This window comes from Leucobacter sp. HNU (assembly GCF_047946755.1).
Lineage (GTDB): Bacteria > Actinomycetota > Actinomycetes > Actinomycetales > Microbacteriaceae > Leucobacter.
The window spans coordinates 1,165,220-1,189,365 of the sequence record NZ_CP178837.1 but is presented as its reverse complement, the minus strand read 5'-3'; the positions used below and the strand labels follow the sequence as shown (position 1 = coordinate 1,189,365).

Sequence of the window (24,146 nt, the reverse complement as noted above, 5' to 3'; positions counted from 1 at the left end):
CCGAGTGCTTCGATGAGGCCATGACGTCGATGGCCTCGCGTCTCGGACGCGCCCCGCTCCTCATGCTGGTCCTGCTGCTCGCCGCGTGCTCCGGCGCCCCCGCCGGATCGCAGGCCGCCTCGCCCCGGCCCGGATCCGGATCGCTGCCGACCGCGGAGCAGCTGCGTTCGACGGTCGAGTCCGCGCTCGCGGGATCCGGGGTGCCCGGCGGCGCGGTCGTCGTCACCGACGACGATGGCGGATCGACGACCGCGGTGTTCGGCGAAGCGGCGCCCGGCGCACCGATCGCGACGGGCACGCGATTCGCCTACCGGAGCATTACCAAGTCCTTCGTGGGGACGGTGATCCTCCAGCTCGCGGACGAGAAGCGACTGGCGCTCGACGACCCGGTGTCGGAGTACCTCTCCGGAGTACCGAACGGGGATCGGATCACGCTCGCGGACCTCGGGGACATGCGTTCGGGGCTCGCGAACTACTCGGCTCAACCGGAGCTCGGGGCGATGCTCGGCAGGGACCCCGCGCGTGAGCCGAAGACCTCGGAGCTGCTGGATCTCGCCTACGCCGTGCACCCTCGGCCGCCTGGCACGAAGTACGAGTACTCGAACACCAACACCCTGCTGCTCGGCGAGGTGATCCGCAGGGTCACGGGCGACGACTGGACCACGGCGGTCGAGCAGCGGATCATCCGTCCGCTCAGGCTGTCGAGCGTACGCGACGGCTTCGCCCCGGATGCCGAGAACGCGTCCGGGTTCCAGCTCGCGGGCGGCAAGGTCGGCGAACAGCTGCCCGTCGTCGCTCCCGGATGGTTCGGGGCGGCAGGCGGGCTGACCGGCACCGCCGGCGACCTGGCGACCTGGGGCCGAGCGCTCGGCTCCGGATCGCTGATCTCGGCCGATGCGCAGCGCTGGCGGCTGGAGCAGTTCGGTTCGACCGCGGACGATCCCGCGAGCCCGCTCTACGACGCCTACGGCTTCGCGATGGGACGTCTCTCGGGCTGGCGCGGTCACACCGGCACCGGCCTCGGATTCCAGTGCCTCGTCATGTACGACCCGGATTCGGGGCGCGTCGTCTCGATCCTGCTCAACGGCACGGGCGAGAACCCGGACCTCCCCGTCACCGTGTTCCAGGCGGTGCGGAAGCGCTAGACCGGGTGCCCGGGCGGCTTCCGAAGGAGATTCGGCTCCACCAGGACGAAAGTCTCCGAACCGTCCTATCGGGGCCGGTGCTCCTCCCGAGCAGCGGCGATCAGCTCCCCCACCAGGTCCGCGTAGTCGAGCCCGGTCGCGGCGAACATGCGCGGCACCTGCGACTGCTCGGTCATGCCCGGCGAGGTGTTGACCTCGTTCAGCACCACCGCATCTGGGGTCAGGAAGAAGTCGAAGCGCGCGACCCCGCCGCAGCCCAGGGCCTCGTACAGGAGCACCGCCGCCCGCCGGATCGCCGTCTCCCACCGCGAGTCGAGGGGCGCGGGGAGCGTGAACTCCGCGCTTCCGTCGTACTTCTCGGCCCGGTCGAACACCCCTCCGGGCACCACACCGATCTCGAGGGTCGAGCCGGTCCTCAGCGCTCCGGACGCGTCCCGGAAGACGGCGATGTCGATCTCGCGTCCGCGCACGTACTCCTCGACCAGCACCGTCTCGCCGAACGCGCGGGCCTGTTCGACCGTCGCGGCGAGGTCGACGCGGTCCGCCACGACGAACACCCCGTTGCTGGAGCCTCCCGTCGTCGGCTTCACCACGAACGGGGGTCGGAGCTCGGAGGCGAACGCCGTACCGACCGGAGCCGCCCAGCCGCCGGCCAGCGCACCGCGCGCGGTGGCGATACCCAGGTCCTCCGCCACGAGCTTGGTCGCCCACTTGTCCATGCCGAGCGCACCCGCACGGACCGGCGACCCGACGAAGGGGATCCGGGTCATGCGCAGCAGGCCGGCGATCGCGCCGTCCTCCCCGTCGATGCCGTGCAGCACCGGGAACGCGAGGTCGCAGGCGGCGAGCCGCTCGACCGCCTCGCTCGCGGAGACCCGCTGCCCGTCGGCGGTCCGCCAGCGGCCGTCCGTCCCGATCGTGAGCGCTTCCGCCGCGAATCCCAGCGCGCCGACGGCGCGCACCACGGACGCCGCGGAGGCGAGCGATACGTCGTGCTCGTCGCTGATCCCGCCGCCGATCACGGCGACTCGGGTACGGGATTTCGAGATCATGCTGCTGCTCCTTGAGGGCGGGCCGAGTGGCGGGGGTGGTGCGAAAGCTCGACGGTGCGGTGGATCCGCGGGATCCGACTGCCCAGCCGGGTCACGATCTCGTGCGGGATCGTGCGGGACCAGGCGGCCCACTCGGCGACGGTGGGCTCGCCCTCGTCGCCCGGGCCGAAGACCGTCACCCGCTCACCCGGCTGGAGCTGTTCCTCGCCCGTGTCGACGACGATCATGTCCATCGAGAAGCGCCCGACGAGCGGTCGTCTGCGCCCGCGCACGAGCACCTCTGCGCGGCCGGAGGCCTCGCGAGGCAGTCCGTCGCCGTAGCCCACGGGGAGCAGCGCGAGATGGGTGCTCCGCTGCGCCACGAAGTCGAGGCCGTACCCGACGCCGGTGCCGGCGCCCACCTCGCGCGAGGAGACGACGCGTGAGGTGAGGGTCAGCGCCGGCTTCAGGAGATCGGTGCTCCCCGACGGGTCGATCCCGAACAGGCCCGCCCCGATCCGGTGGATGTCGAAGCCGGTCCCCGCCCCGGTGAGCGTCGCCGCCGTCGCGGCGAGGTGCGAGCAGGCGGGCGACAGCCCGCGTCGCCTCGCAGTGCGGATCGCATTCTCGAACACCAGTCGTTCCCGCGCGTTCTGCGGGTCGGCCGGGTCGTCGGCGCAGGACATGTGGCCCATGATCCCGACCACGCGCGCCGAGCCCGAGGCTTCCGTCTCCCGGGCGAGAGCGCAGAGCGGAGCCCAATCGGCCGCGGCGCAGCCGTCTCGGGCCATTCCGACGTCGATGTGCAGGTGGATCCGGGCGGGCGATCCGGCGCGCACCGCGCCGCGAGCGACCGCCGCCAGCAGTTCGGTGCTCGACACGGCCAGGTCGATGCGCCGCCGCACCGCTTCCTCGAAGTCCGCCTCGGGAGTGTTCAGCCAGCTGAGGATCGGCGCGTCGACGCCGCTCTCGCGCAGCGCAACCGCCTCCTCGATCGAGGTGACGCCGATCGATCTCGCACCGGCCTCGACCACGGAGTGCGCGATCGCGCCGTGGCCGAATGCGTCGGCCTTCAGCACGGCCATGAGACGATCACCGGTGAGGCGCGCGAAGGCGGCGGTGTTCTCGCGGATCGCGGCGTCGTGCACGATGAGTTCGGAGACGGTGGGATGCATGTCCGGTAGTCAAGCGGGTCGGATGTTGCCGGAGCCTATGCCGCTTTCGATACGCGGACGGTACATCCCGCTCCATAGGCTGGCGCCATGACCCGCTATCTGCTCGCCGGCGGCGGGACCGCCGGCCACGTATCCCCGTTGCTCGCGGTCGCAGACCGGATCCGCGAACGCGATCCCGGGGCGACGATCCTCGTGCTCGGGACCGACGAGGGGCTCGAGGCGCGGCTGGTCCCGCAGCGCGGACACGAGCTCCGCACGATCCCGCGGGTACCGTTCCCGCGCAGGCCGGACCTGGGCGCCGCTCGGTTCCCCGCGCGATTCCGGCGCGCGGTCGCGCTCACGCGCGAGCTCCTGCGCGAGCAGCGCATCGATCTGCTGATCGGCTTCGGGGGCTACGTCTCCGCTCCGGCCTACGCCGCGGCTCGCAGGGAGCGGGTGCCCTACACCGTGCACGAGGCGAATGCCCGGCCCGGTCTCGCGAACGTCTGGGGAGCCCGCCGCGCGGCCGGCGTCGGCGTCGTGTTTCACGGGACCCCGCTGCGGGGCGCCGAAACGGTCGGGATGCCCCTGCGGGCCGAGATCGCATCGCTCGATCGCGGAGCCCGCCGGACCGAGGCGGCACGGTTCTTCGGGCTCGACGCGGAACGACCGGTGCTCCTCGTGTTCGGCGGTTCGACCGGCGCCCGCAGGATCAACGACGCCTTCGCCGCGTCGTGGAGGACGATCGCCGGTGCCGGATGGCAGATCCTGCACGTGACCGGCGAGCAGAAGATCGGCGACGTGGGGGCGAGCAGCGCCGACGGCCGCGCGGTGGTCCCCTACGTCGACCGCATGGACTTGGCGTACGCGCTCGCCGACCTCGTGGTGTGCCGGTCGGGCGCCGCGACCGTGAGCGAAGTCGGCGCGCTCGGCATTCCTGCGGTCTACGTCCCCTACGCCGTCGGGAACGGCGAGCAGGCGCTCAACGCGCGCGCCTCGGTGGATGCGGGCGGTGCCGTCCTGCTCCCGGACGCGGAGCTGACCCCCGAGTCCGTGGCGGAGCGCATCGTCCCGATCCTGCGCGACCCGGAACGGCTCCGGCGGATGGGCGAGGTCGCCGCGGGACTCGGCGTGCGCGATGGCACCGATCGACTCCTCGCACTCGCGGAACGGTCGCTCGCCTAGCCGCGGAACCGCCCGCCCCGAAACGACGGAGCGCGCCCGCCTCCGTTCCACGAGCGGAGGAGACGGACGCGCTCGAAGGCACGTTCCCGCGGTCGGCTCAGGCGAACCAGAGCGCGAGCTCGCGCGCCGCCGACTCGGGCGAGTCCGATCCGTGCACCAGGTTCTGCTGCACCTTGAGGCCCCAGTCGCGGCCGAGGTCGCCGCGGATCGTGCCGGGCGCCGCGGTCGTCGGGTCGGTCGTGCCGGCGAGCGAGCGGAACCCCTCGATGACACGGTGCCCCTCGGCGCGGATCGCGACGGTCGGGCCCGAGCTCATGAACTCGATGAGCGGCTCGTAGAAGGGCTTGCCCTCGTGCTCGGCGTAGTGCGCGGCGAGCAGCTCGCGGTCGGCGTCCACCAGGCGGAGGTCGACCAGGCGGTACCCCTTCGCCTCGATCCGGCGCAGGATCTCACCGGTCAGGCCGCGGGCGACGCCGTCGGGCTTCACCAGGATGAGGGTCTCTTCTGCGGACATGCGTCTCCTTCGATCAGAACGGGATACGGGAAATAAGTGTAGTGAGCGGAGGCGACTACCCCGCCGTGCCCTGGGATGCGAGCCATGCGGCGCGGTCCCGGTCGATCTGAGCCCCCGCACCATGCAGAAGATCCACAGCGCCAGGAACACGAGGCTCACGAACAGGCTCATCGGCATGATGACGGCGACCGCCAGCATGAGCGCGTGCACCGCCCAGCCGATCTTGATGCCGAGCCCGCTCCGCATGCACACCAGCGCGACGATGATCACGACGCACAGGCCGATGCCGATATAGATGCCGAGCTCTCGCGGTTCCAGCAGCGACAACCCGAACACCGTCATCCCCATGAGGAAGACGATGATCAGCTCGAATCCGAGCACGATGGACGCGAGCGCCCGCTGCGTCGACTGCCGGCCGCTCCGGGCGCCCGAGACGCGCATGGCGGAGTTGTGCGCGAGCGTCTCGGAGGGCGACAGCCGCAGTTCCTCGCCGTCCTCCCCCGGGGCGCCGCCGCGGACCTTGCGCGGGCTCATGCGATCCCCCAGCCCTCGTCACGCGAGTGCGCGATCGCCTCGCCCGCGAGCACCACCGAACCCGTGACGAGCACCCCGCGGGTCTCGCCCTCCCCGGTCGTCGAGGCCCAGGCCCTCGCCGCATCGAGCGCATCGGGCAGCCGCTCCTCGACCTCGACCGGCAGCCCCGGCAGCGCCGTCACCGCCAGCTCGGCGAGCCGGTCGGCGTCGATCGCGCGCGGCGAGTCCACCGTCGTGAGGATCACGCGGGACGCGAGCGGAGCGAGCGCCGCGAGCACGCCGACGGCGTCCTTCTCGCCCAGCACACCGACGACCAGCGCCACCTCGTCGAAGCGGAACGATTCGACGAACGCGCGGGCGAGCGCCTCGGCGCCGTGCGGGTTGTGCGCGGCGTCGACCACGACGGAGGGATCGGTGCCGATGAGCTGCAGGCGGCCGGGCGAGGTCAGCTGACCGAGCCCTTCGTCGAGCACCTCCTCGGGCACCGGTCGCTCACCGCCGAGGAAGGCCTCGACCGCGGCGATCGCGAGCGCCACGTTCTCGGCCTGGTGCCCGCCGAACAGCGGCACGAAGGCGGGATCGTAGGCGTTGCCGGTCGCGCCGACCACGTCGATCTGGCGTCCACCGACGGCCAGGCGGTCGTCGGCGAGACGGAAGTCGCGGCCCTGCACGAGCACCCGAGATCCGGTGCGCTCCGCGGCGGTCTCGATCGCCGCCAGCGCCGCCGGATCCTGCGCGGCCGAGACGACCGTGCTGCCCGGCTTGATGATGCCAGCCTTCGTCTGCGCGATGGTCGCGATGTCGGGTCCGAGAATCGCGGTGTGGTCGAGGGCGATCGGCGTGAACACGGCGACCTGCGCGTCGACGATGTTCGTCGCGTCCCACTCGCCCCCCATGCCGACCTCGATCACCGCGACGTCGACCGGAGCGTCGGCGAACGCGGTGAACGCGAGCACCGCCAGCGCTTCGAAGAACGTGATCGGCCCGTGACCCGCGGCTTCGAGTTCAGCGTCGACGACCTCGAGCGGCAGCTGCAGCTCACCCCAGGCCTCTGCGAGCTGGGAGCCGCCGATGGGCGCACCGTCGATCTGGAACCGCTCCGTGAAGTCCACGAGGTGCGGGCTCGTGAAGAGCCCGGTGCGCAGTCCGTGGGCGCGCAGCAGCGACTCCACGGCACGACTGGTCGAGGTCTTGCCGTTCGTGCCGGCGATCTGCACGACCGGGAAGGAGAGCTGCGGGGATCCCGCGAGCTCCGCGAGTCGGCGCACCGGCTCGATGCGCGGGCGGGGATTCGCCTCGCCCACGCGGCCGAGCAGCGCGTCGTACACCTCTTCTGCGGTGCTCATCGGGCGTCCTCCCCTTCGGGCGCGTCGAGCCCGGTCGTGTCGATCGTGATGATGAGCGGAGCCTTGTCCGTGCCGAGGGCCTTCGCCCCGGTGACGAAGACGCCGTCGCCGGGAGACGGGATGTCGTCGACGATCGCGTCGATCCCGATCGCCTCCTGCACCGCGAAGCCGGTCGCGAGCGTCTCCGCTGCGATCAGCGCGCCGTGGGTCCGGAGCGCATCCACGTGAGCGGGTTCCGCGTTCAGGGCGAGCACGATGCGATCGCTCACATCGAGCCCGGCGTTCTTCCGCGCCTCCTGCACCGCACGGATCGCATCTCGCGCGATGCCCTCGGCCTCCAGCTCGGGCGTCGTGGCGGTGCTGAGCAGCACGAACCCGCCGCCCTGCAGCAGCGCGAGCGCGGTCGAGTCGTCGGAGCCGTCGCCGGCCGAGAGGGTCAGTTCGTACTCTCCCGGCTCGAGCACGATGCCGCCGGCAGTCACGACGCCGTCGGCCTCCGACCAGTCGCCCGACTTCGCACCGCGGATCGCCTGCTGCACGTTCTTGCCGATGCGCGGGCCGGCCGCCCGCGCGTTGACGGCGAGCGTGTGCACGATCCCGTGCTCGGACGCGCTCTCGGCGGTCTGCTCCACGAGAGCGACCCGCTTGACGTTGAGCTCTTCGCGCAGGATCTCCGCGAACGGCTCCAGTGCTTCGGGGCGCGAGGTCACGACGGTGAGCTCCGCGAGGGGCAGACGGACCCGCAGACGACGGGCCTTGCGCAGCGCGAGCGCCTGCGAGGTGATCTGGCGGACGTCGTCCATCGCGGCGATGAGCTCGTCGTCCTCGGGGAACTCCGCCGAGTCCGGCCAGTCCGCGAGGTGCACCGAGCGACCTCCGGTGAGGCCGCGCCAGATCTCCTCGGTGACGAGGGGCGCCATGGGCGCCGCGACGCGCGCGACCGTCTCGAGCACGGTGAACAGCGTGTCGAAGGCCTGACGGTTCGACTCATTGCCGTTCTCGCCGTGCGTGCCCTCCCAGAAGCGATCCCGCGAACGGCGCACGAACCAGTTGGTCAGCGTCTCGGCGAAGTCGCGCAGGGTCTCGGCCGCGCTCGTCGTGTCGAGCCCGTCGAGGTGCGCCTCGACCTCCCGCACCAGGCGGCCCGTCTTGGCCAGGATGTAGCGGTCCAGCGGATCGCTCGAGTCGGTGCGGCGCTCCGCCTCGATCCCGTCGGCGTTCGCGTACAGGCTGAAGAAGTAGTACGAGTTCCAGAGCGGCAGGATGAACTGACGCACGCCCTCCCGGATCCCCTCCTCGGTGACGACGAGGTTCCCGCCGCGGACCACGGGCGAGGCCATGAGGAACCACCGCATCGCGTCGGACCCGTCGCGGTCGAAGACCTCGTTGACATCGGGGTAGTTGCGCAGCGACTTCGACATCTTGTTGCCGTCGGAGCCGAGCACGATGCCGTGGCTGATCACGTTCTTGAACGCGGGACGGTCGAACAGCGCGGTCGCGAGCACGTGCTGCAGGTAGAACCAGCCGCGGGTCTGCCCGATGTACTCGACGATGAAGTCGGCGGGCTGGTGCGTGTCGAACCACTCGCGGTTCTCGAAGGGGTAGTGCGCCTGGGCGAACGGCATCGAGCCCGAGTCGAACCAGACGTCGAACACGTCCTCGATCCGCCGCATCGTGCTCCGCCCCGTCGGATCGTCGGGATTCGGGCGCGTCAACGAGTCGATGTACGGGCGGTGCAGGTCGACCTCGCCCTGCTCGTTGCGGGGCAGCTCGCCGAAGTCGGCCTCCAGCTCGGCGAGCGAACCGTAGACGTCGACGCGCGGGTGCTCGGGATCGTCGCTCTTCCACACGGGGATCGGGCTGCCCCAATAGCGATTGCGGCTGATCGACCAGTCGCGGGCGCCCTCGAGCCACTTGCCGAACTGCCCGTGCTTGACGTTCTCGGGCACCCAGGTGATCTGCTCGTTGACGTCGAGCATGCGCTGCTTGATGTCGGTCACGCGCACGAACCAGCTCGACACCGCCTTGTAGATCAGCGGGTTGCGGCAGCGCCAGCAGTGCGGGTACGAGTGCTCGTAGCTCGCCTCGCGCAGGAGGCGCCCCTCCTGCTTGAGGAGGCGGATCAGCGGACGGTTCGCGTCCATCCAGAGTTCGCCGGCCACGTCGGTGACCGCCTTGATGAATCGACCCCCGTCGTCGACGGAGACGATGACCGGCATGCCCGCTTCGGCGGTGATGCGGTAGTCGTCCTCGCCGTAGGCGGGCGCCTGGTGCACGATGCCGGTGCCGTCGCTCGTCGAGACGTAGTCGTCGACCAGGACGCGCCAGTACCGCTCGGTGCCCCACACCTCGGCGTCGGCGAAGTAGTCGAACAGGCGCGCGTACTCGATCTCGGCGAGTTCCGCGCCGAGCACGGTCCGCTCGACCGCCGCGTTCACGGCCTCGGCGGACTCGTAGCCGAGATCCTTCGCGTGGTTGCCGACGAGGTCGATCGCCAGCAGGTAGCGGTCCGCTCCCGCGACGCCGCCGTCCGCACCGCCGGCCGGGCCGGCGGGGACGACGGCGTAGGAGATCTCGGGTCCGACCGCGAGTGCCGCGTTCGTGGGCAGCGTCCAGGGCGTCGTGGTCCAGGCGAGCGCCCGGACGCCGTCGAGACCGAGCGCGGCCGCGCGGTCGCCCGTGAACGGGAAGGTCACGGTGACCGAGGGGTCCTGCCGCATCTGGTAGACGTCGTCGTCCATGCGCAGCTCGTGGTTCGACAGCGGGGTCTCGTCGCGCCAGCAGTACGGCAGGATCCGCGAGCCCTCGTAGGCGAGGCCCTTCTCGTGCAGCTGCTTGAAGGCCCAGAGCACGCTCTCCATGTAGCCGAGGTCGAGGGTCTTGTACCCGTGCTCGAAGTCGACCCACCGCGCCTGCCGGGTGACGTAGTCCTCCCACTCGCGGGTGTACTGCAGCACGGCGTCGCGGGCCTTCGCATTGAAGGCGCCGATGCCCATCTCCTCGATCTCGCGCTTCTCGGTGATGCCGAGCTGCTTCATCGCCTCGAGTTCGGCGGGCAGCCCGTGGGTGTCCCACCCGAAGCGCCGCTCCACCTTCTTGCCCCGCATGGTCTGGAACCGGGGGAAGACGTCCTTGGCGTAGCCGGTGAGCAGATGGCCGTAGTGCGGCAGGCCGTTGGCGAAGGGCGGGCCGTCGTTGAAGACCCACTCGGCTTCGCCCTCGCGGCGTCGGATCGATTCGCGGAAGGTGTCGTCGGCCTTCCAGAAGGCGAGTACGCGCTGCTCGACCTCGGGGAGTCGCGGGGACGGCGAGACTTCGGGTGCTGCACCGTTCGGCTGCTGCGCGGCGTCGCCGGTCGACTGCTTCGGATACGTCATGTTCGGGGCCCTCGTGCGTGTCCGTGCCCGTGCGGCTGCTCTCGCCGACGTGCACTGTTCCGACGCCGGGACGAGCGCTGCGCTTCGCAGCTCCCGCGGTACCACCCCGCTTGCCGATCTGCGCTGCGGACAGCGCCGGTCGACCTCTTCGTTCGGCTGTGACGGGCCGTTCCCGTTCGGTTCTACTGGGCTGCGCGTGCAGAAGCGCCCGCAGCCGTTCTTCCGAAGGCTCCCCGGTGATGGCCGGATCGACGCCTGTGCGATCGATTCTACCGGATCCGGATCACCCGGGATAGCATCGCAGCACCCGGTTCGACGCCGATTCCCAGGAGGCCGCCAGTGTCTGCACCAGCCGAACAGCCCCGCATCGACGAACTGCCCGAGCAGCACCTCGCCGTCGTTCGGGACCGCGTCGCGTTCGCGGACATCCCCGCGCTCTACGATCGCGCCTATCCGGCGATCTTCGGCGCGCTCGGCGCCGCGGGCATCGCGCCGAGCGCCCCGCCGATGGGGGTCGTGCACGGATCCTCCGACGGCACCCTCGACCTCTCGGTCGCCGTCCCGGTCGCGGAGCCCTTCGCAGGCGACGGCGAGGTGGCGCCGGAGACCATCGCGGCCGGGCGGGTCGCGACGCTGCTGGTGCGCGGGGACTACGCGCAGATCGGAGCGGCGTATCAGCGGCTCTTCGCATGGGCCGACTCGCAGGCGCTCCGGGTGACCGGCCTCGCCTGGGAGCAATATCTGACGGAGCCGAAGCCGGGCGGCGACCCGGCCGACAACGAGACGCTCGTCGCGATCCAGCTCGCCGGTTGAGACCGGTCGGCTCCGCCCGACGGGGCCGGCGGGACCCCCACCGGATTCCACGGAGCCGTCCTCGAGGAGGCCCGGGATCCTTCGGACGTTCTCGCCGCGGGATACTGGAGTGGTGAACGCCTCCCCCAGCACCCCCGCGCGCGGTCGGCCGCGCGCGTCGAGCCGCGCCGTCCTCGAGGAGGCCCGGGATCCTTCGGACGTTCTCGCCGCGGGATACTGGAGTGGTGAACGCCTCCCCCAGCACCCCCGCGCGCGGTCGGCCGCGCGCGTCGAGCCGCGCCGTCCTCGAGGAGGCGGCGTCCGAGCTGTTCCTCGAGCAGGGGTACGCCCGCACGAGCGTCGATCAGATCGCGCGTCGGGCTGGGGTGAGCCGAGGCACGTTCTTCAACTACTTCGCGGGCAAGGCGGATGTGTTCTGGGGCGAGGTCGATGAGCAGCTGGACCGGCTGCCCGAGCTGCTCGGAGCCTCCGCCCTCGCTCCCGCGGGCGCCATCGACGCCGCGCTCTCCGAGATGGCGAAGCGCTTCGGCCCCGATCGGGTGCCCTGGATCCTCAGCCACTTCGAGGCGATCGGATCGCCCGACGAGGTCCTCGCCGCGGCGACGCGGCGCGTCACCCGGGCCGCGGAAGCCCTGCGCGTCTTCGTCGCCGAGCGCACGAACGGCCATCCGCAGGATCTCGGCGTCGCCCTGGTCGTCAACGCCGCGCTCGCGCTCGCGCTCTCGGCGATGCAGTCCTGGATCGCCGCGGGACCGACCAGGGGCGGTCTCGACGGGCACCTCTCGCTCGTCGTCGCGATGCGCCGGGAGGCGCTCGCCGGGGATCTCGAACCGGACCGCTAGCCGCGCGTCGCTCCCCGCTCGCCCTGGGATCGAGGCGCCTTTCGGGTGCGGCGAATGCCCGATTCCCGGCGGGGAAACCCGCCATTCGCCGCACCCGGACTCCTTCGCAGACGCCGCGGCGGTTCCTCGGCGCCGGGATCCTCACGCTTCGATAGACTTGGGGCCACACACCATCAGGCACCAGCGCGGTCGCGTCGATCGCGCGCAGACTCGGTGCCGTCCACATCGACCCCGACCTCGCGTCGAGACACGGAGCCACCGCATGAGCGCGATTCCCGACAAGCCGGCACTCGAAGGCCTCGAAGCCAAGTGGGGCGAGACCTGGGAGGCCGAGGGCACCTACCGCTTCCCGCGCGAGGGAGCCGAGCGCGGCGAGGTCTACAGCATCGACACCCCGCCCCCCACCGCCTCGGGGTCCCTGCACGTCGGGCACGTGTTCTCCTATACCCACACCGATACCGTCGCGCGCTTCCAGCGCATGCGCGGCAAGCGCGTCTTCTACCCGATGGGCTGGGACGACAACGGCCTCCCCACCGAGCGCCGCGTGCAGAACTACTACGGCGTGCGCTGCGATCCGTCGCTCCCCTACGTCGAGGACTTCGTCCCGCCGCACGAGGGCGGCGACGGCAAGAGCGTCAAGGCCGCCGACCAGCAGCCGATCTCGCGCCGCAACTTCATCGAGCTCTGCGAGCGCCTCACGGTCGAGGACGAGAAGCAGTTCGAGGACCTGTGGCGCACCCTCGGCCTCTCGGTCGACTGGACCCAGACCTATCGCACGATCGGCGCTGATTCGATCCGCGCCTCGCAGCTCGCGTTCCTCGGCAACATCGAGCGCGGCGAGGCCTACCAGGCCCAGGCTCCCACGCTGTGGGACGTCACCTTCCGCACCGCCGTCGCGCAGGCCGAGCTCGAGGACCGCGAGCAGCCCAGCGCGTATCACACGCTCGCGTTCCACCGCACGGACGGCGAGGGCGACATCCTCATCGACACCACGCGTCCCGAACTGCTCGCGGCGTGCGTCGCGCTCGTGGCGCACCCCGACGACGAGCGCTACCAGCCGCTCTTCGGCACCACCGTGCGCACCCCGGTCTTCGGGGTCGAGGTCCCGATCGTCGCCCACCACCTCGCCCAGCAGGACAAGGGCACCGGCATCGCCATGATCTGCACCTTCGGCGACGTCACCGACGTCGTCTGGTGGCGCGAGCTGAACCTGCCGAACCGCGCGATCCTCGGCTTCGACGGCCGCGTGCTCGCCGAGGCTCCCGAGGCCATCACCAGCGAGGCTGGGCTCGAGGCCTACGCGCGGATCGCGGGCAAGACCGTGTTCAGCGCCAAGCAGACCATGGTCGAGCTGCTGCAGGCCTCGGGCGAGCTGCAGGGCGAGATCCGCAAGATCTCGCACCCGGTCAAGTTCTTCGAGAAGGGCGACAAGCCGCTCGAGATCGTCTCGACCCGCCAGTGGTACATCAGCAACGGTGCACGCGACGAGGCGTTGCGCGAGCGCCTGCTCGCCCACGGCCGCGAGCTCGAGTGGCACCCCGACTTCATGCGGGTGCGCTACGAGAACTGGGTCGAGGGCCTGTCGGGCGACTGGCTGATCTCGCGCCAGCGGTTCTTCGGCGTCCCGATCCCGGTCTGGTACCCGCTCGACGCCGAGGGCAATCCGGTCTTCGACCAGCCGATCGTCGCGACGAAGGAACAGCTGCCCGTCGACCCGTCGAGCGACGTGCCCGTCGGTTACGATGCCGCGCAGCGCGGGCAGGCCGGCGGCTTCGTCGGCGAGGTCGACGTCATGGACACCTGGGCGACCTCATCGCTCACTCCGCAGCTCGCGGGCGGCTGGGAGCGCGATCCCGAGCTGTTCGGCCTCGTCTTCCCGTTCAGCCTGCGTCCGCAGGGCCAGGACATCATCCGCACCTGGCTCTTCTCGACGCTGCTGCGCTCCGAGCTCGAGTCCGGGCAGCTCCCCTGGCAGCACGCGGGCATCTCAGGCTGGATCCTGGATCCCGATCGCAAGAAGATGTCGAAGTCGAAGGGCAACGTCGTGACCCCCTCGGCATGCTCGAGCAGCACGGCGCCGACGCGGTCCGCTACTGGGCGTCGTCCGCCAAGCTCGGTACCGACGCCGCATTCGACCCGCAGAACCCAACGCAGATCAAGATCGGCCGTCGCCTCGCGATCAAGCTCCTCAACGCGGCGAAGTTCACGCTCTCGTTCGACGCTTCGGGCGCCGGCACCGTGACCGAAGCGCTCGACCGTTCGATGCTCGCATCGCTCGCGACCGTGATCGAGGACGCGACTCGTGCGTTCGAGGCGTACGATCACGCTCGTGCGCTCGAGATCACCGAGTCGTTCTTCTGGACCTTCTGCGATGACTACCTCGAGCTCGTCAAGGAGCGTGCGCACGCCGGCAGCGGGCAGCCGCAGGCCTCGGCCGTGACCGCGCTGCGGCTCGCGCTCTCGGCGTTCATCCGCCTGCTCGCGCCGTTCCTCCCCTACGCGACCGAAGAGACGTGGTCCTGGTTCAACGAGGGCTCGGTGCACCTCGCCGCGTGGCCGCAGGCCAGCGAGGCGTCGGACCCCGCCGGCGCCGACGCCGATCCCGGCCTGCTCGGCCTCGTCGGCTCCGCACTCGTCGGCATCCGCGGTGCGAAGACCGCCGCGAAGGCCTCGCAGAAGACCCCGGTCGAACTCGCCGTCGTGCAGACGCCCGCAGCCGATCGTGATCGCCTGCAGCTCGCCGCCGACGACCTGAGCAAGGTCGGTCGCATCGCGGAGCTGCGCATCGAGGCGGCCGAGGTCGACGCTCCGACCGTCGCCGAGATCCGTCTCGAGGCTCCGGCCGAGGCCTGAGCCGGAATCGCACGGGAAGGTCGGCAGCATGCAGCTCGGGACGCGTTGGCGGGTGGGGCAGCCCCCGCACGCCAGCGTCCCGAGCACGTTACTGCCGATGATCTCCGCAGCCGAGCAGCAGTATCCGGAGGCATCCGCGTGGACCCTGACCTGGCTCGAGGGACGCCCGCGGTGCGCGCTCGACGATCTGCTGCTCGTGACGCTCGACGGCACCGAGTCGCTGCGCACGACCGAAGAAGCACTCGATGACGATGACGATTGGTTGAGCTGATGTTGAACGCATCGATCGCACCCCCGGCAGACGCACGCCGCCGCACCGCGGGCCCTCGGCGGCTGACCGTGACGCTGGCAACCGCGCTGTGCCTGACGGTCCCGCTCGCGCTTTCCGCGTGCGCCCCCGAGCCGGGGACGCACGGCGGCGCTCAGAACAGGCCGGGGAGCAGTAGCACCAAGGGCGGTGGCGGAGATTCTTCGGGCTCGAGCTGGTCGAAGCCGAAGCACGAACCCGACATCACGAAGCAGAAGACGTTGCCGAAGGGATTCCCGACGGAGGCATTCGCCCTGCCGAAGGGCGCGACGATCGACGATGCGGGAGAGCGCGGTCCCGGGGTGTGGTTCGTCGTGCTCTCCACGAAAGACCGCGCCGCAGCGGACGCCCTGTGGGCCGAGGTGATCGCAATCAACGGCTTCACGGAGCAGGATCCGTCCGACACGCCGGAGGGCGGTCGTTCGGCAACGCTGTCGAGTCCGCAGCTGACCGTTCAGGCGCTCACTCTGCCCGGGGACGGCGGAACCGTCCTCCTCAGCTACGACCTGTCGGCTCCCCTGACTTCCGGGTAAGCGCCGCGGCTGTTCTGCCTGGCGTCAGGCCGTGCGCTCAGCTCCCGTCGCGGCGCGCAGCACCCGGGGTGCCGCCTCGCCCGTGACGGATTCGCGCGTGACGACGACCTTCGCGATCGACTCGTCAGAGGGCGCGTCGAACATCACTGGACCGAGGACTCCCTCGAGGATCGCGCGCAGCCCGCGCGCGCCCGTCTTGCGTTCGACGGCGAGCTCCGAGATGGCCTCGAGCGCCGCATCCTCGAACTCGAGTCCGACTCCGTCGAGCTCGAACATGCGCTGATACTGCTTGACCAGGGCGTTCTTGGGCTCGGTCAGAATGCGGGTGAGGGCGGAGACGTCGAGCGGATCGACGGTGGCCACGACCGGCAGACGACCGATGAACTCGGGGATGAGACCGAACTTGTGCAGGTCTTCCGGAAGCAGCTCGGCGAACAGCTCGGAGTCGTCGCGCTTGCTCGACAGCGGGGCGCCGAATCCGATCCCGCCCTTGCCGACACGCGAGGCCACGATCTCTTCGAGACCGGCGAATGCGCCGGCCACGATGAAGAGCACGTTCGTCGTGTCGATCTGGATGAACTCCTGATTCGGGTGCTTACGGCCGCCCTGCGGCGGCACCGAAGCGACCGTGCCCTCGAGAATCTTGAGCAGCGCCTGCTGCACGCCCTCGCCGGAAACGTCGCGCGTGATCGAGGGGTTCTCGGCCTTGCGCGCGATCTTGTCGATCTCGTCGATGTAGATGATGCCCGTCTCGGCGCGCTGCACATCGAAGTCGGCGGCCTGGAGCAGTTTCAGCAGGATGTTCTCGACGTCTTCACCGACGTACCCCGCCTCGGTCAGTGCGGTGGCGTCGGCCACTGCGAAGGGGACCCCGAGCTGGCGCGCGAGCGACTGCGCGAGATAGGTCTTGCCGCACCCGGTGGGACCGACCATGAGGATGTTCGACTTGGCGATCTCGACCTGCTCGGCTGCCGCCTCGGCGCTCGTGAGCTTCTGTGCCGCGCGCACTCGCTTGTAGTGGTTGTAGACCGCCACCGCGAGCGACTGCTTGGCGCGGTCCTGACCGATCACGTACTGGTCGAGGAAATCCGAGATCTCGCGCGGCTTGTGCAGCGTGAACTCGGGCGACTCGGGCGCGGCCGACTCGGCCATGCGCTCCTCGATGATCTCGTTGCAGAGACCGACGCACTCGTCGCAGATGTAGATCTGCGGACCCGCGATCAGCTGCTGGACCTGCTTCTGCGACTTCCCGCAGAAAGAGCACTTCAGCAGATCGCTGCTCTCGCCGATCTTCGCCATGCGACGTCCCCTTTCGGATCGGTGTGGTTCGATGGTGTCGAGCCTAACCCGCACCACCGACATTGCTGCCGGCGGCACGCCGCGGCCCGACGCGGGTGGCGTCGGGCCGCGGCGACGGTCAGGATCCGAGCACCGGCTGCGGGTTCTTCCGGCTCGTGAGCACCTGGTCGACGAGGCCGTACTCCAGCGCTTCGTCGGCGCTCAGGATCTTGTCGCGGTCGATGTCCTGGTGCACCTGCTCCGCGGTCCGGTTGGAGTGCTTCGCCAGTGTCTCCTCCAGCCACTCGCGCATGCGCATGATCTCGCGGGCCTGGATCTCGATGTCGGACGCCTGCCCGTGACCGCCCTGGCCCGACGAGGGCTGGTGGATCAGCACGCGCGCGTTCGGCAGGGCGAGGCGCTTGCCCGGCGTTCCGCCAGCGAGCAGCACCGCCGCCGCCGAAGCGGCCTGGCCGAGGCAGACCGTCTGCACGTGCGGCCGGATGTACTGCATCGTGTCGTAGATCGCCGTCATCGCGGTGAAGGAGCCGCCGGGCGAGTTGATGTACATCGTGATGTCGCGCTCGGTGTCCTGGCTCTCGAGCACGAGCAGCTGGGCCATGACGTCGTCGGCCGACGCATCGTCGACCTGCACGCCGAGGAAGATGATGCGATCCTCGAACAGCTTGGCGTAAGGGTCCTGGCGCTTGTAGCCGTAGGCCGTGCGCTCCTCGAAGGAGGGCAGCACGTAGCGGGACTCGGGCATGAGCAGACCGGAACCGCCGGCCTGCGGCAGAGAAGGCATCTGCGGGGTGTTCATTGAAGTACTCTCTCCTGGTTCCGCTGGCTACTTGCTGGTTCCGCCGCCGCCGACCACGTCGGAGGCAGAGTCGCGGATGAAGTCGACGAAGCCGTACTCGAGCGCCTCGTCCGCGGTGAACCAGCGGTCGCGGTCGCCGTCGGCATTGATCTGCTCGACCGTCTTGCCGGTCTGGGAAGCGGTGATCTCGGCCAGGCGGTTCTTCATCGAGGTGATGAGCTGCGCCTGCGTCTGGATGTCGCTCGCCGTGCCGCCGAAGCCGCCGTGAGGCTGGTGCAGGAGCACGCGCGCGTTCGGCGTGATGTACCGCTTGCCTTTGGTCCCGGCGGTGAGGAGGAACTGGCCCATCGAGGCGGCCATGCCGATGCCCACGGTGACGATGTCGTTCGGCACGAAGCTCATCGTGTCGTAGATCGCCATGCCCGCGGTGATCGAACCGCCGGGCGAGTTGATGTAGAGGTAGATGTCGGCCTCGGGGTCCTCGGCGGCGAGCAGCAGGATCTTGGCGCAGATCTCGTTCGCGTTGTCGTCGCGGACCTCGGATCCCAGCCAGATGATCCGATCCTTGAGCAGGCGCTCGAACACGCTGTTCGGCGTCGTCTGTTCTGCCATGCGTGGCTCCATTCGATCTCGGTGTGATTCGAGGCTACCGACTCGCGCGCCCGCCGATGCCCATGTTCGCCCTGGGCACACAGGCGGAAACGCAGAGGATCCCCGGTCCGCAGACCGGGGATCCTCGAAGCGCAGTGCGTCGCCTTACTCGGCGGCGGCCTCCGCAGCGGCCTTCTTCGCGGCGCGGGTCGCGGCAGCCTTCTTGGCGGCAGCCGAACGAGCGGCCTTCTTGGCCTCCTCGTCATCGCCGTCGGCCTCGGCGGCCTTCTTGGCCGGAGCCTTCTTCGCAGCGGCCTTCTTGGCTGCGGGCTTCTTCTCCTCGGCGGGGGCCTCGGCCTCGTCGGCCGATTCCTCCCCTGGTCCACGGCGGTGAACTCGCTCAGATCGACGGCCTTGCCGTCCTGGTCGACGACCTCTGCCTTGGAGAGCGCGATCGCGAGCGCCTTGTTACGGGTCACCTCGGCGACGATGATGCCCATCTGGCCGCCCTGGCTCAGCGCCTGGATGAACTGGCCGGGCTCCATGCCGTACTGCTGCGCGGACTGGAAGATGTACTGCGACAGCTCGGCCTCGGTCGGGGTGACCTCTTCGGCCTCGACGATCGCATCGAGCAGGAGCTGCAGCTGGAGCTGCTTCTCCGACGACTCGCGGACCTCGGCACGGTGCTCGTCGTCCTCGAGACGGCCTTCGCCCTCGAGGTGACGGTGCACCTCGTCCTCGACGAGCTCCTCCGAGATCGGGATCCCGGCCTGCTCGATGAGGGTCTCGGTGAAGAGATCGCGCGCCTGGCGGCCCTGCGCGAACACGGCGGCCTGGGCGACCTGCTCGGCGAGGCTCTCGCGGAGCTCAGCGATGGTGTCGAACTCGCTGGCGAGCTGCGCGAAATCGTCGTCGGCCTCTGCGAGCTTGCGCTCCTTGACGGCGGTGACGGTCACGGCGACCTCGGCGTCCTGGCCCTCGTACTCGCCGCCGAGCAGCTGCGAGGTGAAGGTGGTCGACTCGCCCGCGGTGAGGGTGTCGATGGCCTCGTCGAGGCCGACGAGCATGTTGCCCGCCCCGACCTCGTAGGAGACGCCCTGGGCCTGGTCGACCTCGGTGCCGTCGATGGTCGCGGTCAGGTCGATCTCGACGAAGTCGCCCTTCGAGGCGGCGCGCTCGACGGTCTCGAGGGTGCCGAAGCGCTCGCGGAGCTTGTCCAGCTCGGCCTCGATCGCGTCGTCGCCGACCTCGGCGTTGTCGACGGTCAGCTTGAGGCCGTCGTACTTGGGCACGGTGAACTCGGGGCGGACCTCGACCTCGAACGCGAGCACGACCTCGCTCTTCGGGTCCTTCAGGTCGATCCACTGCTCGACATCGGCGGTCGGACGGCCCATGGGGCGCACATCGGACTCGGCGACGGCGGCCTGGTAGAACTCGTCGAGCGAGGAGTTGACGGCCTGCTCGACGACGGCCTCGCGACCGACGCGCTGATCGATGATCGGCGCGGGGACCTTGCCCTTGCGGAAGCCGGGGATCGACACCTGCTCCGAGATGGTCTTGTAGGCGCCCTTGAGGTGCGGCTCGAGCTCGTCCATGGTGAGCGCGACCGTCAGCTTGACTCGGGTCGGCGTGAGCTTCTCAGCGTTCGTCTTCGGCAATTTGGCCTCTCAGTGATCGGATTCGTACGCAGCTAGCGGCGTGGTCGGACTCTGTGCAGGTCCGAGTCGGGGCGACAGGATTCGAACCTGCGACCTCCCGCTCCCAAAGCGGGCGCTCTAGCCAAGCTGAGCTACGCCCCGAAACCCGCGGGTTCCGGGTGACCGCGGCCCAGTTCTCGCGCACGCGAAAAGCATGCGCGAGTACGGCTGTGCGGACAACCGCAGGCAAGTCTAGCCGAAAACGCGTGCGGGGTCGTTCGAAAACGACGAGAGCCCCGCTTTCGCAGGGCTCTCGTTCTGGTCGGTGTGACCGGTTGCAGCGGAGGGGATGACGGGAATCGAACCCGCGTAATCAGTTTGGAAGACTGAGGCTCTACCATTGAGCTACATCCCCGCGGTCGAGGCGCTTGCCGCGACCGGAGTGTGCCGGAGCACTCGAACGATACTAGTGTACTCCCGGCACCGATCGGAAACCGTGGCGTGTCATCCGGTGGGTCGCGACTGATTCCCGGGCGCGGCGAGCGTGGCCCCGACAGCGGAGCGATGCGCAGCGGTGTGACCGATGTAGATCTCAGCGTTGCGCCGCACGCTCTCCCGCTCGGCGTCGGTGAGCTCCCTGACCACGCGCGCGGGCACCCCGGCGACGAGCGAGTGGGGCGGGATGATCCGCCCCTGCGGCACGAGCGCACCCGCAGCCACCAGCGACCCCGTGCCCACGATCGCTCCGCTCAGCACTGTCGCGTTCATCCCGATGAGACAGCCGTCCTCCAGCGTCGCGGCGTGCACGACCGCGTTGTGCCCGACCGAGACGCGGTCGCCGATCACCGCTCCCTGCGCCGCCTCGGTGTGCACTGCGACGCCGTCCTGGAAGTTGCTGTCTCGGCCGACCGTGATCGAGTTGGAGTCGCCGCGGAGCACTGCGTTGTACCAGACGCTGCTGCCGGGCCCGAGGGCGACGGCACCGACGACGACCGCGCCCGGCGCGATCCAGGCGGATTCGTGGATCCGCGGTGCCCGATCGGGATCCAGGGCGATGACGGTCCCGGTGCGTTCCACGCTGCTCACGGATGATCCCTCCTCTGCGCGGGTCAGCGGCGACCGCGCGATTCGATCCTACGCACGAAAGCCCGGACGGCCCGTCCGGAGTCGCCGGAACACGACGAAACCCCCACCCGACTCGGGTGGGGGTTTCTCTTGCTCCCCGGCTGGGCTCGAACCAGCGACATCCTGATTAACAGTCAAGCGCTCTGCCAACTGAGCTACAGGGGATCATTGCCGAAGCAACCCCTCTACCTTACCCAGCGCCTCGCCCGCAGTGCAAATCCGGGCGGCTCCCGCGTGCCGCCCGGGCGCGCCCAGGCTATTCGTCGGCGATCTCGTCGTAGGCGGTCGCCCGGAGCGCCTGCGCGAGCTGCTGCACGTAGACGTGATCCGCCTGCCGGAAGATCGCATTGATATCGTCGTGCCCCACCACGCGCCCCTGCTGCATCACGAGCACGTCCTGCACGAGCGCCTCGAGCATGCCGATGTCGTGACTGATCAGCACGAGGGTCGCGCTGCTGCGCTCGCGGTACCAGCGGAGCAGGTCCACGATCCGCGGGCGGCTGTTCGCATCGACGCCGAGCGTCGGCTCGTCGGCGACGAGCACGGGCGGGTTCAGCATGAGCGACCGCATCACGGCCACGCGCTGCCGCTGCCCCTTCGAGAGCTCGTACGGGTACTCCTGCAGCTTGCTCAGCGGCAGGCCGACGATGTCCATCATCTCGGCGATGACGGCACCGAGCTCGTCCCGGTCGAAGTCCTTGGTGCGCTCGACGATGGGCCCGAAGAGGATGTCGCCGACGTTCAGCTCCGGCGGCAGCGTTGCGCCGGCGTCCTGCGCCAGATGACCGACGTAGGCCGTCAACCGTGCCGCACCGCGCCGGTTGAGCCGCCGCATCGAAGTGCCGAGCACGTGCGCGTCGCCGCCGGTCGCCCGGATCCGCGCCGACTTGTCCCCCGCATCCTTCGCGCGCCCCGCGAGAAACCGTGCGAGCGTCGACTTGCCCGAACCGCTCTCCCCAAGCAGTGCGAGCACTTCGCCGCGCCGCACGTCGAAGCTGACGCCCTCGACGGCGTGGAACGAGCGGCCACCGCCGTGGGCGGGATAGCTGAGCGAGAGATCGGAGACGTGGATCGCCGGATCCGCGTCGAGGTCGACGCCTGCCACGCAGGGCTCCTTCCGCCGGTGGATGTCGGTACCCGCAGCAGCCTACGGCACGGTCGCCCCGCGACCGGTCATTCCACGCGGAGGCTGCGCCGAGCCGCTTCGAGCGCGACGAGCTGCTCCTGGATCCGGCGCGACCCGGCGTCGGCCGAGTCGCCGATGCGCTGCATGCGAGCGACCAGCTCGCCCTTGAGGTTCAGCAGGTCGCGGTCCAGGAGCGATACCACGACGTCCTTGGCGTAGGCGGCGAGCTGCTCCGCCTTGCGCTGCGGCATCGGCGCGAGCGCGAGCTCCCGCGCCAGATCGCGCAGGGGCTCCGGCGTCTGCTCGAGCACCTCGCCGAGCCAGCGATCGGTGCCGAGCGCGGGCAGCGCAGCGGCGATCGCATCGCGCACTCCGCGCAATCTCGGCTCGTCCACCTGCGCGGTCACGGCCTGCGACAGCAGGTCGATGCCGACCGCTTCGCCCTGCTGCAGCATCGCCATGAGCGCATCGCGCTCGAGCCAGACCCCGGGCGCGTTGGGCAGGCTCGCGAGCGAGATCCGGGGAGTCGCGGGCTCGACCGGCGCGCCGAAGCGATCGTTCGGATCCTGGCCCGCCCGGGGAGCCTCTTCGCGCTCGGGCCCGCGCGCCTGCGGCCGGGACTCGGCCGTGCGCACCGCTCGCTGCACTTCGCCGAGATCGGAACCGAGCATCCGGGCCAGCTCGCGCGTGTATCCCGGCCGCATCGCGGGATCCTTGATCTCGGCGACGATCGGTGCCGCTGCGCGGAGCGCCGACACGCGCCCCTCGACGCTGTTGAGGTCGAATCGCGAGACCGCCTGCCGCAGCGCGAATTCGAACAGCGGGGTCTTGCGGTCGAACAGCGAGACCACCGCCTCATCGCCCCGATGCAGGCGCAGATCGCAGGGGTCGAGGCCGTCGGGGGCGACCGCGACGTAGGTCTGCGCGGTGAAGCGCTTCTCCTCGCTGAACGCGCGCAGCGCGGCCTTCTGCCCGGCTTCGTCGGGATCGAAGGTGAAGATCACCTCGGCCGCCGCATCGTCGCCCATGACCCGGCGCAGGACCGAGATGTGCTCCCGCCCGAACGCGGTACCGCAGGTGGCGACCGCGGTCTCGATCCCCGCCAGATGGCAGGCCATCACGTCCGTATAGCCCTCGACGACGACCGCCCGGTGTCCGCGAGAGATCGCCCGCTTCGCGAGGTCGAGCCCGTAGAGCACCTGCGACTTGCGGTAGACGGGGGTCTCGGGAGTGTTGAGGTACTTCGGGCCGTTGTCGTCCTCGTAGAGCTTGCGGGCCCCGAAGCCGATCACCTGGCCGCTCGTGTCGCGGATCGGCCAGATGACTCGCCCGCGGAACCGGTCGTAGACGCCCCGCTGCCCCTCTGAGACGAGGCCGGCCTGCGAGAGCTCGGCCGGCGTGTAGCCCTGCGCTTTCAGGTGGTCGGTCAGGCCGTCCCACCCGCGCGGCGCGTAGCCGACGCCGAATCGGCTCGCGGCCTCGGCATCGAACCCGCGCCCGTCGAGGAAGTCGCGGCCGGCCCGGCCCTCCTCGCTCGCCAGCTGCTCGACGAAGTACGCCGCGGCGGCCTGGTTGGCCGCGAGCAGGCGAGCCCGGTTCGGCCCCTCCTCGCGGCGCCCGCCGCCCTCCTCGTAGGTGAGCGCGTAGTGGATCCGGGCCGCCAGGCGCTCGACCGATTCGGTGAACGTGAGGTGATCCATGCGCTGCAGGAAGGTGATCGCGTCACCCGATTCGCCGCAGCCGAAGCAGTGGTAGTACCCGAGCGCCGGACGCACGTGGAAGCTGGGGCTGCGCTCGTCGTGGAACGGGCAGAGCCCCTTCATCGAGTCGATGCCGCCGTTCTTCAGCGCCACGTAGTCGCCGACGAGGTCGGCCAGGTTCGTGCGGCGCTTCACCTCTTCGATGTCGCTCGCGCGGATCCGGCCTGCCATAGCT

At 70.2% G+C, this 24,146-nt stretch carries 17 protein-coding genes, 3 tRNA genes and 3 pseudogenes; 7 read left to right on the top strand and 16 right to left on the bottom strand.

The features are described 5' to 3' along the window. Positions 1-20 precede the first annotated feature (20 nt). Entirely contained in the window at positions 21-1,145 is a 1,125-nt protein-coding gene (locus AB3K78_RS05790; protein ID WP_416446826.1) for a serine hydrolase domain-containing protein, read from the top strand. Positions 1,146-1,210: 65 nt separating this feature from the next. Here AB3K78_RS05790 and AB3K78_RS05785 read toward each other — a convergent pair whose 3' ends face one another. After that, complete coding sequence (locus tag AB3K78_RS05785; RefSeq protein WP_416446825.1) at positions 1,211-2,197, bottom strand: D-alanine--D-alanine ligase family protein; 987 nt, start codon at positions 2,195-2,197, stop codon at positions 1,211-1,213. After that, on the bottom strand, positions 2,194-3,351 hold the full coding sequence (alr, locus tag AB3K78_RS05780) for an alanine racemase (protein WP_416446824.1): 1,158 nt from the start codon (positions 3,349-3,351) through the stop codon (positions 2,194-2,196). The genes AB3K78_RS05785 and alr overlap by 4 nt, the downstream gene beginning before the upstream one ends. A gap of 87 nt (positions 3,352-3,438) precedes the next feature. Between alr and murG the strand changes: the two genes are divergently transcribed. Continuing rightward, positions 3,439-4,515: an undecaprenyldiphospho-muramoylpentapeptide beta-N-acetylglucosaminyltransferase gene (murG, locus tag AB3K78_RS05775; RefSeq protein ID WP_416446823.1), complete on the top strand. Its 1,077-nt coding sequence runs from the start codon at positions 3,439-3,441 to the stop codon at positions 4,513-4,515. A 97-nt stretch (positions 4,516-4,612) separates the two neighbouring features. Here the strand turns inward: murG and ndk are convergent, their stop codons facing one another. From ndk to ileS, 4 genes and pseudogenes are all read right to left on the bottom strand, one after another. After that, positions 4,613-5,029, bottom strand: a complete 417-nt coding sequence (gene ndk / locus AB3K78_RS05770; RefSeq protein WP_046456706.1) for a nucleoside-diphosphate kinase — start codon at positions 5,027-5,029, stop codon at positions 4,613-4,615. A gap of 126 nt (positions 5,030-5,155) precedes the next feature. Then, positions 5,156-5,470: pseudogene (locus tag AB3K78_RS05765) on the bottom strand (DUF4233 domain-containing protein); the annotation flags it as partial. Positions 5,471-5,559: 89 nt separating this feature from the next. Then, the gene (locus tag AB3K78_RS05760) at positions 5,560-6,909 is read right to left on the bottom strand and encodes a bifunctional folylpolyglutamate synthase/dihydrofolate synthase (protein WP_416446822.1); all 1,350 of its coding nucleotides are present in this window, start codon (positions 6,907-6,909) and stop codon (positions 5,560-5,562) included. Then, positions 6,906-10,286: an isoleucine--tRNA ligase gene (ileS, locus tag AB3K78_RS05755; protein ID WP_416446821.1), complete on the bottom strand. Its 3,381-nt coding sequence runs from the start codon at positions 10,284-10,286 to the stop codon at positions 6,906-6,908. Before ileS ends, AB3K78_RS05760 begins: the two co-directional genes overlap by 4 nt. Before the next feature lie 339 nt (positions 10,287-10,625). Between ileS and AB3K78_RS05750 the strand changes: the two genes are divergently transcribed. The 5 genes and pseudogenes from AB3K78_RS05750 to AB3K78_RS05730 all read left to right on the top strand — a co-directional run bounded on the left by AB3K78_RS05750 (position 10,626) and on the right by AB3K78_RS05730 (position 15,634). Further along, complete coding sequence (locus AB3K78_RS05750) at positions 10,626-11,099, top strand: GyrI-like domain-containing protein (protein ID WP_416446820.1); 474 nt, start codon at positions 10,626-10,628, stop codon at positions 11,097-11,099. Between the two features lie 224 nt (positions 11,100-11,323). Then, a complete protein-coding gene (locus tag AB3K78_RS05745; RefSeq protein ID WP_416446819.1) occupies positions 11,324-11,941 on the top strand; it encodes a TetR family transcriptional regulator in 618 nt (205 codons plus the stop codon). 262 nt (positions 11,942-12,203) lie between these two features. Next, positions 12,204-14,794, top strand: a pseudogene (gene valS, locus AB3K78_RS05740) (valine--tRNA ligase). Positions 14,795-14,891: 97 nt separating this feature from the next. Further along, positions 14,892-15,065: a hypothetical protein gene (locus AB3K78_RS05735; RefSeq protein ID WP_416446818.1), complete on the top strand. Its 174-nt coding sequence runs from the start codon at positions 14,892-14,894 to the stop codon at positions 15,063-15,065. A 68-nt stretch (positions 15,066-15,133) separates the two neighbouring features. Beyond that, positions 15,134-15,634, top strand: a complete 501-nt coding sequence (locus tag AB3K78_RS05730; protein ID WP_416446817.1) for a hypothetical protein — start codon at positions 15,134-15,136, stop codon at positions 15,632-15,634. Between the two features lie 24 nt (positions 15,635-15,658). Here the strand turns inward: AB3K78_RS05730 and clpX are convergent, their stop codons facing one another. The 10 genes and pseudogenes from clpX to dnaG all read right to left on the bottom strand — a co-directional run bounded on the left by clpX (position 15,659) and on the right by dnaG (position 24,142). Continuing rightward, positions 15,659-16,933 (bottom strand): ATP-dependent Clp protease ATP-binding subunit ClpX, encoded by a 1,275-nt coding sequence (gene clpX / locus AB3K78_RS05725; RefSeq protein WP_416446816.1) that lies wholly within the window; start codon positions 16,931-16,933, stop codon positions 15,659-15,661. A 118-nt stretch (positions 16,934-17,051) separates the two neighbouring features. Beyond that, positions 17,052-17,732, bottom strand: a complete 681-nt coding sequence (locus tag AB3K78_RS05720; RefSeq protein ID WP_416446815.1) for an ATP-dependent Clp protease proteolytic subunit — start codon at positions 17,730-17,732, stop codon at positions 17,052-17,054. Positions 17,733-17,759: 27 nt separating this feature from the next. Then, positions 17,760-18,344: an ATP-dependent Clp protease proteolytic subunit gene (locus tag AB3K78_RS05715; protein WP_046456718.1), complete on the bottom strand. Its 585-nt coding sequence runs from the start codon at positions 18,342-18,344 to the stop codon at positions 17,760-17,762. A gap of 144 nt (positions 18,345-18,488) precedes the next feature. After that, a pseudogene (gene tig / locus AB3K78_RS05710) lies at positions 18,489-19,918 on the bottom strand (trigger factor). Positions 19,919-20,047: 129 nt separating this feature from the next. Continuing rightward, a tRNA-Pro gene (locus AB3K78_RS05705) sits at positions 20,048-20,122 on the bottom strand. A gap of 182 nt (positions 20,123-20,304) precedes the next feature. Beyond that, a tRNA-Gly gene (locus AB3K78_RS05700) sits at positions 20,305-20,375 on the bottom strand. Between the two features lie 89 nt (positions 20,376-20,464). Next, positions 20,465-21,046 (bottom strand): gamma carbonic anhydrase family protein, encoded by a 582-nt coding sequence (locus AB3K78_RS05695; protein WP_416446814.1) that lies wholly within the window; start codon positions 21,044-21,046, stop codon positions 20,465-20,467. A gap of 130 nt (positions 21,047-21,176) precedes the next feature. Beyond that, positions 21,177-21,249, bottom strand: a tRNA-Asn gene (locus tag AB3K78_RS05690). A gap of 92 nt (positions 21,250-21,341) precedes the next feature. Continuing rightward, positions 21,342-22,190: an ATP-binding cassette domain-containing protein gene (locus AB3K78_RS05685; RefSeq protein ID WP_416446813.1), complete on the bottom strand. Its 849-nt coding sequence runs from the start codon at positions 22,188-22,190 to the stop codon at positions 21,342-21,344. A 68-nt stretch (positions 22,191-22,258) separates the two neighbouring features. Beyond that, the gene (gene dnaG, locus AB3K78_RS05680) at positions 22,259-24,142 is read right to left on the bottom strand and encodes a DNA primase (protein ID WP_416446812.1); all 1,884 of its coding nucleotides are present in this window, start codon (positions 24,140-24,142) and stop codon (positions 22,259-22,261) included. Between the last annotated feature and the right edge of the window lie 4 nt (positions 24,143-24,146).

What these genes read in the sequence shown, in the direction of transcription:
- AB3K78_RS05720 (WP_416446815.1), bottom strand. Translation starts at nt 17,732, where the DNA reads ATGAACACCCCGCAGATGCCTTCTCTGCCGCAGGCCGGCGGTTCCGGT.
- AB3K78_RS05715 (WP_046456718.1), bottom strand. Translation starts at nt 18,344, where the DNA reads ATGGCAGAACAGACGACGCCGAACAGCGTGTTCGAGCGCCTGCTCAAG.
- ndk (WP_046456706.1), bottom strand. Translation starts at nt 5,029, where the DNA reads ATGTCCGCAGAAGAGACCCTCATCCTGGTGAAGCCCGACGGCGTCGCC.
- alr (WP_416446824.1), bottom strand. Translation starts at nt 3,351, where the DNA reads ATGCATCCCACCGTCTCCGAACTCATCGTGCACGACGCCGCGATCCGC.
- ileS (WP_416446821.1), bottom strand. Translation starts at nt 10,286, where the DNA reads ATGACGTATCCGAAGCAGTCGACCGGCGACGCCGCGCAGCAGCCGAAC.
- AB3K78_RS05760 (WP_416446822.1), bottom strand. Translation starts at nt 6,909, where the DNA reads ATGAGCACCGCAGAAGAGGTGTACGACGCGCTGCTCGGCCGCGTGGGC.
- AB3K78_RS05785 (WP_416446825.1), bottom strand. Translation starts at nt 2,197, where the DNA reads ATGATCTCGAAATCCCGTACCCGAGTCGCCGTGATCGGCGGCGGGATC.
- murG (WP_416446823.1), top strand. Translation starts at nt 3,439, where the DNA reads ATGACCCGCTATCTGCTCGCCGGCGGCGGGACCGCCGGCCACGTATCC.
- dnaG (WP_416446812.1), bottom strand. Translation starts at nt 24,142, where the DNA reads ATGGCAGGCCGGATCCGCGCGAGCGACATCGAAGAGGTGAAGCGCCGC.
- AB3K78_RS05735 (WP_416446818.1), top strand. Translation starts at nt 14,892, where the DNA reads ATGATCTCCGCAGCCGAGCAGCAGTATCCGGAGGCATCCGCGTGGACC.
- clpX (WP_416446816.1), bottom strand. Translation starts at nt 16,933, where the DNA reads ATGGCGAAGATCGGCGAGAGCAGCGATCTGCTGAAGTGCTCTTTCTGC.
- AB3K78_RS05790 (WP_416446826.1), top strand. Translation starts at nt 21, where the DNA reads ATGACGTCGATGGCCTCGCGTCTCGGACGCGCCCCGCTCCTCATGCTG.